Consider the following 12,333-nt stretch of genomic DNA (forward strand, 5'->3'; position numbering starts at 1 on the left):
GCGTAAAGCCGCCACCCTCCTCGTTTGACCGCGAACGGTGGTGGCTCCACTTATCGACGGAGCTTCACCATGATTAAAGACAGCCCCAATCCCCCACCGCACACCGACCGGCTTCAAGAAGCCGCTTACCGCGCCATTCACCACTATCTGAAACCTGACGCCCAACCCCAACCGCCTGAACCCACCGAGCTACCGTTCGATGGATTATTTACCGTGCGTACGGACCTGGACACGGAAACCTTGCTGACCAATGCCTCGCAAGACCTGGCGTCGATCAATGTCATCGCCGCTCACCTGGCCTTCGAAGTCGATGGTACCCAGCGCAACGTGGCGCTGGGCATTTGCCGGATGCTGGAAGGTGTGCAGATGCTGGTCGACAAAGCGCTGGATCGATGCGCGCAAACCAGCCCGCGCTGAGCTCGTTCCCACGCTCCGCGTGGGAATGCAGACCGTGACGCTCCGCGTCACAAAGGCAGACGCAGAGCGTCCAGGGCAGCGCTCCCACGCAGAGCGTGGGAGCGATCAAGTCTCTTCAAAAAACCGACCATCCGATCCGCTCGCTCAACAACTCCAACGCCTTCATCCCCGCCAGGGAATTGCCCGCCGCATTCAACTCCGGCGACCACACGCACACCGTAAACTGCCCCGGCACCACCGCGAGAATCCCGCCGCCTACCCCGCTCTTGCCCGGCAAGCCAACGCGATACGCAAAATTCCCCGCCTCGTCATACAGCCCGCTGGTGGCCATGATCGAGTTCACTTGCTTGGTCTGGCGCGCCGTCAGAATCTGCTCGCCGCTGTGGGTGCACACCCCCTCATTCGCCAGGAAGCAAAATGCCTTGGCCAGGTCCAGGCAGCTCATCTGCAACGCGCAGTAGTTGAAGTAGCTGTGCAGCACTGCATCCACGTCATTGTGGAAGTTGCCGAAGGACTTCATCAGGTACGCCATCGCCGCATTGCGCGCACCGTGCTGGGCTTCGGATTCAGCCACGACACTGTTGACCAGAATCTGCGGATTGCCCGACAGCCGCCGCACAAAATCACGCATGGACAAAATAGGCACGGCAAAGCGCGATTGGTTGATGTCGCAGATCACCAGCGCACCGGCGTTGATAAACGGGTTGCGTGGCCGCCCACGCTCGAACTCCAGCTGCACCATGGAGTTGAACGGCTGCCCCGAAGGTTCGTGGCCCAGGCGTTCCCAGATGCTCTCGCCGCCATGGTCGATGGCCTGCACCAGGCTGAATACCTTGGAGATGCTCTGTACGGAGAACAAGGTGTGGGCATCGCCCGCGCAGTAGGACGAGCCGTCATTGCCATACACGGCAATGCCCAGTTGCTGGGCCGGCACGTCGGCGAGCGCGGGGATGTAGTCGGCGACCTTGCCGAGGCCGATCAGTGGGCGGACTTCGTCGAGGATCGACTCCAGGAGGGCCTGCATGTTGTGTTCTGGCATGGTTTGGAAAATAGTGATTGGCGGGCGCGGAGGATACCTGAAACCCAGGGGGTAGAAACGCGCAGGCGCGCACAACGAGGTCTTCGTTTATTCAGACTTTAACTGTTGGTCGATCCATGAAGAGTCGGGCATTCGGTCGCAGCGTTTCTTATGGTCTCTACTGGCAGTGGCGTCAACGTGTCCACACCACATATTCGTGTGCACGATGCGCCGTAATGCCTCGGCATTGCTCAAGCGACAGCGGATGGTTACTCGCGATCAGCGTCACCTTTGGCCGGTTAGCCGGGTCAGTCAGGTTCAGCATGGCGGGGAGCCCACATGTTGCAGGCAGACCCGGGATGTCATTGGCAATCGTCACCGAAAACGGTGGTTCGCTTGATTGCTGCGGGTCATCCCAGAGTTCGTAAACCCGCTCAAAATCCAACTGCTCGATCCTGACCCAAATACCGATGTGAAAAACCTCCTCGCGACCCAGCACCGGCAATGGCAGCAACGCACGAATGAAAAATTGCTTACCGCCGATGATGGCCAGGTCATTGTTCTCCTGGACCCCACTCTCTCTGTCGTCTTGCGATAGCGCCATAACGGCATCAGGACGTCGAAACGCCAGCTCCATCTCGTCAATCCGGTGTTCTTCTTCGCACTGGTTGCACAGCAATTAGCGTCTCCTTCAAACATTCTGGCCGCACAGTCGACTCGCTGCGCCGGGCCATTCTAGCGCGATACCAACGCTGCGCAACGCCGCTTTGCGGGCGCCATGCATCAATCAGCCGGCTCTGCTGCCACCCGCTCCCGCCCGTTGAACGCCAGCGAAAAACAAAAAAAGATCACCAGCGCAAACCCCGCCGGAAACAACCAGATGCTGCGCCAGTCATGGCTGCCACCCGCCGCCACATAGTGGTCGGTCACCTGCCCTGCCACCCAGAACCCAATCAACATGCCCACACCGTACGTAGCCAGGGTAATCAGCCCCTGCGCCGAACTCCTGAAGCGCTCTGGGGCCTTGGCGTCGGTGTAGATCTGCCCCGAAACAAAGAAGAAGTCATAGCAGATGCCATGCAGCGCAATCCCGGTAAACAGCATGAAGGCCAGCTCGCCATTATTGCCGTAGGCGAACAGCGCATAGCGCAGCGCCCACGCCAGCATGCCCACCAACAGGGCGACCTTGATGCCAAAACGCTGGATGAACAGCGGCAATAGCAGCATGAACAGCACCTCGGACACTTGCCCAATGGCCATTTTTGCCGTGGGGTTGGTCACGCCGATTTCCGCGAGAAACGGGTTGGCGTTCTGGTAGTAGAACGCCAGGGGAATGCAGATCAGGATCGAGGCGATGAAGAACACCAGGTAGCTGCGATCCATGAGCAACCCCAGCGCATCCAGCCCCAGCAGTTGCTTGATATCACCCTTGCCCGCCTCGGCTTTCAAGGGCGCGGTACGCGGCAAGGTGAAGCTGTAGAAACCCAGCATCACTGACGCGATGGCAGACATCAGGAAGGTGTTGCGCAACGCGCCCGTGGTGATCGACTGCTGCGAATCCCAGGCGAACACAAAGCTGATCACCAGCCCCGCAACAATCCAGCCCAGGGTGCCCCACACACGGATGCGCGAAAACTCCTGGGCCGGGTCGCTCATTTGCCGGAAGGCCACCGAGTTCACCAGTGCCAGGGTCGGCATGTAGATGACCATGTATGCCAGCACGTAGGGATAAAAGCCGACGAAGTCCGGCGCGCGGTACAGCTGGTACAGCAGCACCGCGCCGATCAGGTGCAGCACCGCCAGGATGCGCTCGGCGTTGAAGTAGCGGTCGGCGATCAGGCCGATGATAAACGGGGCGATGATCGCCCCCCACGACTGGGTGGAAAACGCCATGCCGATCTGCCCGCCGCTGGCCCCCAGGTTGCTGGCGAGGAAGGTGCCGAGGGTGACGAACCAGCCGCCCCAGATGAAGAATTGCAGGAACATCATGACGCTCAGTCGCGCTTTCATTGTGGTCACCGTTTTATTGTTATTTTGGGGCAGAAGCGCTGTTCAGGCGTCGGGCAGGCCCAGCAGCCGTCGGTTGGATTGCTCGTCGGATGTCACGCCGGCGAAGTCATCGAATGCCTTGCTGGTCTTGCGGATCATGTGCTGGCGGATGAACTCCGCCCCTTCTGCCGCGCCTTGTTGCGCGTCCTTCAGGCAGCACTCCCACTCCAGCACGGCCCAACCGTTGAAGTCGTATTGGGTGAGCTTGCTGAAGATCGATTTGAAGTCGATCTGACCATCGCCCAATGAGCGAAAACGGCCAGGGCGGTCGACCCATCCTTGGTAGCCGCCATACACGCCGGAGCGCGCGTCGGGGCGAAACTCGGCGTCCTTGACGTGGAACATGCGGATGCGCGCGTGGTAGCGGTCGATGAAGCCCAGGTAATCCATTTGCTGCAGCAGCAGGTGGCTGGGGTCGTAGAGAATGTTGGCCCGGGGATGGTGGTCGACGGCTTCGAGGAAGCGCTCGAAAGAGGCGCCGTCGTGAAGGTCTTCGCCGGGGTGGATTTCGTAGCACAGGTCGACGCCGGCCGCCTCGAAGCAATCGAGAATCGGCAGCCAGCGCTTGGCCAACTCGGCAAAGCCTTGCTCCACCAGGCCGCTGGGGCGTTGTGGCCAGGGGTAGATGTACGGCCAGAGCAGCGCGCCGGAGAAGGTCGCGTGGGCCGTCAAGCCAAGGCGCTGGCTGGCGCGGGCGGCGAGTTTCAATTGGTCGATGGCCCACTCGGTCCGTGCCTGGGGCTGGCCGCGCAGATGGGCCGGGGCGAAGTCGTCGAACAGCGTGTCGAATGCCGGGTGCACGGCCACAAGTTGGCCCTGCAGGTGGGTCGATAGCTCGCTGATTTCGACGCCGGCATGGGCGCAGGTCGCCTTGAGTTCATCGCAGTAGGCCTGGCTTTCTGCAGCGCGGGCCAGGTCAATGTAGCGGGTGCCGAGTGTGGGCAACTGGATCGCCTTGTAGCCCTGGGACGCCGCCCATTGGGCGATGTTGGCCAGGGTGTCGAAAGGCGCTTCGTCCGAGATGAACTGGGCGAGAAAAATGCCTGGGCCGCGCATGTCTGTAGTCTCCTTCATGGGTGGTTCGCCAGGGTGGTCCACTTCGCGTCGCCGCGATGGTTGGCGATCACCGCTTCGATAAAGGCCATGCCGCGCACGCCGACTTCGATGCCGGGTACGCCAACGGCCTCGGTGCCCTGGCGAATGGCCTTGGCGAAGTCGCGGTAGAGGTTGGCCATGGCTTCCAGGTAACCCTCGGGATGCCCGGCGGGCAGGCGCATGCGCTGCAATGCCGCGTCGCACAGCCAGGGCTGGCCGACGCCGGAACGCAGGACGCGCAGCGGTTGGTCGAGGGAACGATGGATCAGACTGGCGGGTTCTTCCTGGCGCCATTCCAGGCCGCCCTTGTCGCCATAGAGGCGGATCTTCAGCGGGTTCTCTTCACCGGCACACACTTGGCTGGCGATCAGCACGCCGCTGGCGCCGGAGGCCATCTTGAACAGCATGGCGGCATCGTCATCCAGTTGCCGGCCGGGTACATGGATGCCCAGGTTCGCGCAAAGCTGTTCGATCGGTTGGTCGGCGATGAACTCGGCCAGGGAAAAGGCGTGGGTGCCGATGTCGCCGATGCAGCCGCCCAGTCCCGACAGCTCGGGCCGGCTGCGCCAGTCCGCCTGTTTGTTGCCCTGCCCGGCCACGTCCTGGCTGAGCCAGCCTTGTGGGTACTCGACGATCACTTTGCGCAACGCGCCGATCACGCCATTGCGCACCATGTCGCGGGCCTGCCACACCATCGGGTAACCCAGGTAGGTGTGTGCCAGCCCATAAAGCCCGGAACTGTTTTTGACAACGTCTGCCAGCGCCTGCACTTCAGCAAGATTGAGCGCGGCCGGCTTCTCGCTGAACACGTGGAAGCCCGCCTGCAGCGCCTGGGTCGCAATCGGTGCATGCAGGTGATTGGGGGTGACGATCACCAGCAGCTGCATGCGCTGCTCGGCCGGGAGTGCCTGTTCGGCGGCGAGCATCTGCTGCCATTCGCTGTAACAGCGGGACGCGGGCAGGCCCAGCGCATTGCCGGTGCTCCGGTTGTTCTCGGGCTCACGGCTGAAGGCACCGCACACCAGTTCATAACACCCATCCAGCCCCGCCGCCTGGCGGTGAGCCTGGCCGATGAAGGCGCCTTCGCCGCCGCCAACAAAGCCCATTCTTATTTTTTGCACAGCAACCGTCATCGCAAGTCTTCTCTTTATGGGCAATTACCGATCATGATGTAACCGGTTACATCGTGCCGGAAATTTAGGCCTGGTTGCTCGCGGTGTCAAACCCCGACTGCGGTAAACTTGCAGGCTGCTGTTCTGATAACGAGGTGGTCTTGTCCAATATTCGTGAAGTCGCCCGCCTGGCCGGGGTCTCGGTGGCCACCGTGTCCAGGACCCTGGCCAGCCCTGAACGCGTGTTGCCCGAGACCCGCGACAAGGTCAACGCCGCCGTGGAACAGACCGGCTACCGGCCGAACCGCATGGCGGTGCAATTCCGTTCGCGGCGCACCGGCAACCTGGTGATCCTGGTGCCGGCGATTGCCAACACGTTTTTCGCCCGGGTCATCAGCGGTGCACAGCAAGCGGCGCAGGCATCGGGTTATCGGTTGCTGTTGTGCGACACCCGGGGCCAGGCAGAAATCGAAAAACAGTTCGCCGAACTGGTCCACGCCCATCAGGCCGATGGTGTGATTCAGTTGCGGGCCTCGGACCCGTTCAGCGACTGCAGCGACTCACCGCCACTGGTGAACGCCTGCGAGGTGATCCAGGACGGTCGCCACCCCACCATCAGCCTCGACAACCGTGGCGCCGCCCGGGCCATGACCCAGCACTTGATCGACCTCGGCCACCGCCGCATCGGCTTGATCAAAGGCCCGAAAAGCAGCCCACTGACCCGTGACCGCGTGGCCGGTTATGAAGATGCCTTGCTCGCGGCGGGCATCCCCCGTGACCCGGCGCTTATCTGCCACGGCGACTTCACCCTGCACGCCGGTTTCGAGGGCGCAGGCAACATGCTCGCCCTGCCCGAGCGGCCCACTGCGCTGTTCTGCGAGAACGACGAAATGGCCATTGGCGCCTTGAAGCGCATCAAGCAACAGGGCCTGCGCGTGCCCCAGGATATTTCCCTGGTGGGCTTTGATGACATCCCCTTCGCGGCCTACTGCGACCCGCCCCTGACCACCATTGCACAGCCTGCCGAAATCTTTGGCCGCAAGGCGGTCGAGATGCTCATCGCACTGATCGAGAAAACGCCGCTGCCGGAGCGTCAGGTAGTGGTGCCATTCGAACTCACAGTACGCGGCAGCACGGCAGCGCCCCACACTCAATAGTGCGCCACATCCGACACCTGGGTATCCAGCACGTCCCGCGCCAATGCCCAGGCCTGATCCGTGGATTCCACCACCAGCAACGGGTAGCCCCACGCCTTGCCGAACATCACGGCAAACGGCTTGAGCGCCAGGCGCTTGGCTGCGCTGGGCTCCACCTGGATCATGCCTTTGACGAAAGTACGCAGGGCCACCTTGTGCTTCTTCATCCAGATCGAGGCCTGTTTGCGTTCCTCGTGTGAATGCTCGTGAGTGCTTTCATCCACGGCTTTCTCGTGCAGCAGGACGAAGGGTTCCTCGCGCTGCAACAAGGCCTCGAATGCGCCAAAGGTATCTTGCGGGGGGGTGTCGCTGGGGGCGTCAAACACGATTTTCACCACGGGGAATGTTGAACTGTCGAGTTGCATGGGAAGCTCCTTTAACGAGAATGTTTCTCATGATAGCCATGCCATCACTGGACGCCATTGCACAGAATGGCCAGAATGTTTCGCATTCCAGCCAAGACGCCGCGCCGCCATGTACAACCACCGCCTCGAAACCCGTGACCCCTTGCGCCCGGCCCTCGCCGATGCAATTCCCCGTGCGGTGGTTGCAGTGAGCGCTTCAAGCACCTCTGCGAGTTGGGAGCACGCACCGCACCAGCACCGCAAGGGCCAGTTGATGTACACATTGCGCGGGGTGATTCATTGCGTCATCGAAGAAGGTATCTGGATCGTGCCCCCCCAGTGCGCGTTGTGGATTCCGGGCGGCCTTTCCCATGCCGCGCGCGGGTCGGGGGCAGCGGATATCTACTGTCTGTTGGTCGACCCCGACGCCGCCGGCGCCCTGCCCCGGCAATGCTGCACCCTGGCGGTATCGCCGTTGTTACACGAATTGATCAGCAAGGCCGTCAGCTTCCCGCCGCTGTACGACACCGAGGGCGCCCAGGGCCGGTTGGTGGCCACGCTGCTGGACGAACTGGCACTGGCACCGGTGGAGGCCCTGCACCTGCCCATGCCCCGGGACACTCGGCTGCGGCGCCTGGCCGACAGTTTGCTGGCCAACCCCAGCGACAAGGCCACCCTGGGCGAATGGGCCGTACGCATCGGCATGAGCGAACGCAGCATGACGCGCTTGTTGCTGGAGGAGATCGGCCTGAGTTTCGGCCGCTGGCGCAGGCAACTGCATGTGATCCTGTCACTGCAGCGCCTGGCGAAAGGCGAAAGTGTGCAGACGGTGGCACTGGACCTCGGCTATGAAAACGCCAGCGGCTTTATCACCATGTTCCGCAAGGCCATCGGCCAACCGCCGGCGCGCTACCTGGCCGACCGCGCGAGCATCCCCCAGCACACGACGCCCGCTATCGCCTTGCTGGATTATTATAAATAGTCACGTATAAGCATTTTTAGAGCTAAGGGACTAGAAGGCTTAAATCATTCCAGCCAAAAAAAATCAACCCGCCTAAAATACTTATCGCACACTAAAAAATTTGCACTAGCATATGAGTACTCCGGTCCACAAACCCGCTCTCAACACCCGCCTGAAATCCGCCTTACCCCCCGCAAATAAAGTGCCGAATGTTAAAATTTGTCACGTTTTGGCGTATTCAATTCGATTAACATCTAAACGCCTGCAGCGATTGAATTGACGGCCTCGCATGCCGGAAAAGGGAGCAACGTGATGCATTTTTCCAACGTCCTCGCTATTGCACGGACCCCATCGAAATCCGAGGACTTCAGCGAGCTTATAGTTCGTACTGTACCGAAAAATCTAAAAGTCGATACACGCTCCTACGGCCAACTAATCGGTCCCTATGCAAGCCATGGACATTACCGTGCCATCATCATAGAGATCGACACCCCCTCTGCCAGCACCCAAACGCTGGACATCATTAAAAAAACCAGATCGGAAAATCCTGGCAGCACCATTTTCCTGGTTGTCACCTTCGCCACTACACTAAGCAAAACCAAATATTATCTCGCAGGCGCTGATTACTGCATAAAGGTCGTCGAGAGCTCGCCCGAGAAAAAACTTGCCCTGTTTGCCGCGTTCCTCAGCGAGACATACTGGCTAAGTAATACTGATTTGCTACTCGATCAGGACCGCATGTGCATCTACGGGGGTGGCAAAAAGCTCGAAGTGTCCTTTGTCGAAATGAAAGTACTGGAAGCGCTCATTCATAATCGATTGCTCAGCCATGATGAAATCGCCGTGGTAATGGGGCTGAATCCCCGATTTTATGATTCAAGAGCCCTCGAAAAATCGATTAGCCGGTTACGTGGCAAAATAAAATCACATTACGGAAGCAATATAATTCAGAGCATTCGCGGTTACGGCTACAAACTAAGCAGAGGGCTGGCTTCGGTTAATCATATCCACCCCGTCAGGGAGCGGTCGAACCGTGAATAGCGGAACCTTATTACGTGAGGCGTCAGCCTGCTTCACCTTTTCGCGGCAAGCGATACTTGAACGAAGTTGCACGCTGTGGGGCAGTGAGATCCGCGTCCACGCCGAGCCTGCGCTCGACAGCCCGCGTGATGACGCCTGCCCGTTTTATTCCGAACAACTTAAAGACGCCTACAGCGAAGCCCTGCAACATGCCAGGCCGAGTTCATTTGCCCGCACAAGTAAACGTTTGCGCGCGGATAAAAGCCCGGGCCTCCGCAAGTTTTTCCGAGTTGAGCAATCGCTGTTGATGAATGAGGACCTGCTCAAGGAAATTATCGATACTTCACACACGCTGGAAAAAAACAGACAACAACTCATTGTCAGCGTTGAAAACACACTGGACACCCTTCCGGGCCCGCTGGAACGCCGGAGCATGATCCGTCAACTGTATAGCCTGAAAGACCGGAGCAACCTGAAGCTTGCCTATAACAATTACACATTAAATACAAAAGACACCGACCTGCTGATCGACTTGAGTCTTTATGACTATATAAAAATGCCTTTTCCAGACTCGGCCCTCAGGCTCAGTCTGAACACCCGCTCGGGCCTGTTCGACCGGCTTTACGACCAGATGCTGGGGCTGATGAGCACCACCCGGGTCTCCTTCATCGCCGACAACGTCGAGCACGCCGACAGCGCACTTCTCGCCAGACGCTTGCCTTTTGACTATTTTCAGGGCCCCTACTTCTCCCCTGCTGATAGTTTATGAACCCCCGTACTTTCCTGGAATCGGTGAATGCCATGAGTTCTCTCAAGAAACACACATTTACATCGACGTACCCGTCAATCGCACTGCACGATTTCACGCCAAATGTGGCATTTTTACATTACGACGTCGACAGCGGGCCGCTGATCGAAACCGTGGAAAAAACATCGGACGCTTCGACCAGTTCCTACGCCGTTACCAAAGAGCAGAATTTCAATCTGTGGCTCAGTAACTATGTCGCCGCCAAAAGACTTTACGAAGCCAGTAATCGACTGACCCGACAACTTTACGACGCGTCAAAAAAACCTAACATCACGGCTCTAAAATCAGACGTCACACACCCGGACCTGAATAACACCACCACGGAAACAGTTAACTCATCCTCTGCATTACGCGGCCCCGATGTCTGGCTACTTACCCAGCAAGATCGTGCGCTGGTGAAAGGTGGGCTACGCATTTCCTTGACCACTATTGAGTCGGCATTGATCAAGAAAATGTTGAACCATGAAGAACGTGTGGTCAGCAAGGAAGAACTTATCCGCAACATCGGACGTGAGCCCGACCTCTATCGCGGGCTTGAAATGTGCCTTAGCCGATTGCAGGACAAGTTCAAGCGCGTGAATGATGGCGAACGCCTGTTCCGCGCGGTGCGTAACCGTGGCTACTGCCTGACACAAAAAATAAAAAGCCCGCTGAGCAGTCGCGCAAACGTCACAGAACAATAATTATTTCATAAAAATTACAATTCACCCTGCCTATTAGAACGCCTTTCTATCTGCCATTTTATAACAACATGACCGCGTTATAAGTCGTCAGCCATTGCTCCCTGCCATTTATTACTATCAATACGCACGCCTACGCGTGCGCCTGCCATTTGATAGTCATTAAAACCACGCCTCGCTTTAACCTGCCAGCACGTGAGTGGATACCACAGGGAGCAGAAGTATGCTTAACAACAGAAGAATGCATCGTAACCTTACACCCAAAGGCCTGACCTTTTGGGGACAGTGGGCAATTGCCCTGAGTGTGGTCGTTGTACTTTTGTTTTCACTGGTACTTTTCAAGACCGGGCAATTGGAATCCCACTACCGGATATTGGCAGCCATTACAATACTGGCCTCTATACCGGCCTACATGTTATGTGACGTCTATAGCAAAAAAGATGACTTTTTTGTTGGGCTGGGACGATTATTCACCGGCTGGTTATTGACCCTGGGCATATTGTTCGCGGTCGGCATAGCCTGTAATGCCAGTTCGCTGTTTCCCATCGAGATCCTGCTACTCTGGGCTGCTGTCAGCTATCCAATACTAGCCCTTTGCTACATTCCCATTCACAGTCTATCCAGGTACTACCACCGGCAACTACATGAGCGCCAGAAATCGCTGATTATTGGTACGGGAAAACTTGCAACCGACTTGGCCAATACTCTCGCCAGGCAAAAACGCTCCCCTCTGGTCGGTCTCGTAGGTCCCCGCACCACCTCCCCCCAGGCCGGCACCCAGCCTCAGATCCTCGGTGACTTGCCCGATCTTCCCGCGCTGATCCGCCAGCACGGTATCCGCCGCCTGTACATCACTCACTCTCTCCAGGAAGCGACCCACATCGAGGCGCTGTACCTCAACCTGCTGGAGATCAGCGTGGACGTGATCTGGGTGCCCGACCTCAACAACATGCTGCTGCTCAACCACAGCGTGGCCGAGGTGGATGGATTGCCCGCGATCTTCCTCAATGAAAGCCCGCTGACCAGCCGGCCGACCGCAGCACTGAGCAAGTCGCTGCTGGACAAGAGCCTGGCCCTGTTGGCGATCATCCTGCTCAGCCCGTTGCTGCTGCTGTTCGCCCTGCTGATCAAACTTACCTCTCCCGGCCCGGTAATTTTCAAGCAGGATCGTCACGGCTGGAACGGCGAGGTGATCAAGGTCTGGAAGTTCCGCTCGATGCGCGTGCATGACGACCACGAAGTGCGCCAGGCGAGCCGCAACGACTCACGCATTACCCCCGTAGGGCGCTTTATCCGCCGCACCTCCATCGACGAGCTGCCCCAGCTGTTCAACGTGCTGCAAGGGCATATGGCACTGGTCGGCCCACGCCCGCATGCCGTCGCCCACAATGACTACTACTCGGGCAAGATTCGCGCGTACATGGCGCGGCATCGCATCAAGCCCGGCATCACCGGCCTGGCGCAGGTCAATGGCTGCCGGGGTGAAACCGAGACCCTGGAGAAGATGCAGCAACGCGTCGATATCGACCTGCGCTATATCAACAACTGGTCGCTGTGGCTGGACATCAAGATCCTGTTCAAGACGCCGTTTACCCTGCTGTCCAAAGACATCTACTGACCCCGCCCTTCCCCG

13 protein-coding genes are annotated in these 12,333 nt (G+C 58.7%); 7 read left to right on the forward strand and 6 right to left on the reverse strand.

Going from position 1 to position 12,333, the window contains the following annotated elements; all coding sequences use genetic code 11:
- Positions 1 to 69 precede the first annotated feature (69 nt).
- Complete coding sequence (locus HX786_RS26345; RefSeq protein WP_178912810.1) at positions 70 to 417, forward strand: DUF6124 family protein; 348 nt, start codon at positions 70 to 72, stop codon at positions 415 to 417.
- Positions 418 to 532: 115 nt separating this feature from the next.
- Here the strand turns inward: HX786_RS26345 and glsB are convergent, their stop codons facing one another.
- The 5 genes from glsB to HX786_RS26370 all read right to left on the reverse strand — a co-directional run bounded on the left by glsB (position 533) and on the right by HX786_RS26370 (position 5,685).
- A complete protein-coding gene (gene glsB / locus HX786_RS26350; RefSeq protein ID WP_003211397.1) occupies positions 533 to 1,441 on the reverse strand; it encodes a glutaminase B in 909 nt (302 codons plus the stop codon).
- A gap of 187 nt (positions 1,442 to 1,628) precedes the next feature.
- Positions 1,629 to 2,114, reverse strand: coding sequence for a DUF2199 domain-containing protein (locus HX786_RS26355; RefSeq protein ID WP_177022014.1), 486 nt, complete (start codon positions 2,112 to 2,114; stop codon positions 1,629 to 1,631).
- Positions 2,115 to 2,218: 104 nt separating this feature from the next.
- Positions 2,219 to 3,445, reverse strand: a complete 1,227-nt coding sequence (locus HX786_RS26360; RefSeq protein WP_178912811.1) for a nucleoside permease — start codon at positions 3,443 to 3,445, stop codon at positions 2,219 to 2,221.
- 42 nt (positions 3,446 to 3,487) lie between these two features.
- Entirely contained in the window at positions 3,488 to 4,540 is a 1,053-nt protein-coding gene (locus tag HX786_RS26365) for a sugar phosphate isomerase/epimerase (protein ID WP_008435420.1), read from the reverse strand.
- A 14-nt stretch (positions 4,541 to 4,554) separates the two neighbouring features.
- A complete protein-coding gene (locus tag HX786_RS26370; protein WP_178912813.1) occupies positions 4,555 to 5,685 on the reverse strand; it encodes a Gfo/Idh/MocA family protein in 1,131 nt (376 codons plus the stop codon).
- A 167-nt stretch (positions 5,686 to 5,852) separates the two neighbouring features.
- Between HX786_RS26370 and HX786_RS26375 the strand changes: the two genes are divergently transcribed.
- On the forward strand, positions 5,853 to 6,848 hold the full coding sequence (locus tag HX786_RS26375) for a LacI family DNA-binding transcriptional regulator (RefSeq protein WP_177035424.1): 996 nt from the start codon (positions 5,853 to 5,855) through the stop codon (positions 6,846 to 6,848).
- On the opposite strand, the gene HX786_RS26380 is transcribed toward HX786_RS26375, so the two are convergent.
- Positions 6,842 to 7,252: a hypothetical protein gene (locus HX786_RS26380; RefSeq protein ID WP_003211385.1), complete on the reverse strand. Its 411-nt coding sequence runs from the start codon at positions 7,250 to 7,252 to the stop codon at positions 6,842 to 6,844. The two genes, HX786_RS26375 and HX786_RS26380, sit on opposite strands and share 7 nt — an antisense overlap.
- Positions 7,253 to 7,361: 109 nt before the next feature.
- On the opposite strand from HX786_RS26380, the gene HX786_RS26385 reads away from it, so the two are divergent.
- From HX786_RS26385 to HX786_RS26405, 5 genes are all read left to right on the forward strand, one after another.
- Entirely contained in the window at positions 7,362 to 8,213 is an 852-nt protein-coding gene (locus tag HX786_RS26385; RefSeq protein ID WP_003211383.1) for a helix-turn-helix domain-containing protein, read from the forward strand.
- A gap of 291 nt (positions 8,214 to 8,504) precedes the next feature.
- On the forward strand, positions 8,505 to 9,233 hold the full coding sequence (locus HX786_RS26390) for a winged helix-turn-helix domain-containing protein (protein ID WP_003211381.1): 729 nt from the start codon (positions 8,505 to 8,507) through the stop codon (positions 9,231 to 9,233).
- Complete coding sequence (locus HX786_RS31750; RefSeq protein ID WP_178912812.1) at positions 9,226 to 9,981, forward strand: hypothetical protein; 756 nt, start codon at positions 9,226 to 9,228, stop codon at positions 9,979 to 9,981. Before HX786_RS26390 ends, HX786_RS31750 begins: the two co-directional genes overlap by 8 nt.
- A gap of 32 nt (positions 9,982 to 10,013) precedes the next feature.
- Positions 10,014 to 10,703, forward strand: a complete 690-nt coding sequence (locus HX786_RS26400; RefSeq protein WP_008435430.1) for a winged helix-turn-helix domain-containing protein — start codon at positions 10,014 to 10,016, stop codon at positions 10,701 to 10,703.
- 220 nt (positions 10,704 to 10,923) lie between these two features.
- Positions 10,924 to 12,318: an undecaprenyl-phosphate glucose phosphotransferase gene (locus HX786_RS26405; RefSeq protein WP_023658758.1), complete on the forward strand. Its 1,395-nt coding sequence runs from the start codon at positions 10,924 to 10,926 to the stop codon at positions 12,316 to 12,318.
- Positions 12,319 to 12,333 lie beyond the last annotated feature (15 nt).

The sequence above is a fragment of the Pseudomonas sp. 21615526 genome (assembly GCF_013386245.1).
In the GTDB taxonomy this organism is placed as follows: Bacteria; Pseudomonadota; Gammaproteobacteria; order Pseudomonadales; family Pseudomonadaceae; genus Aquipseudomonas.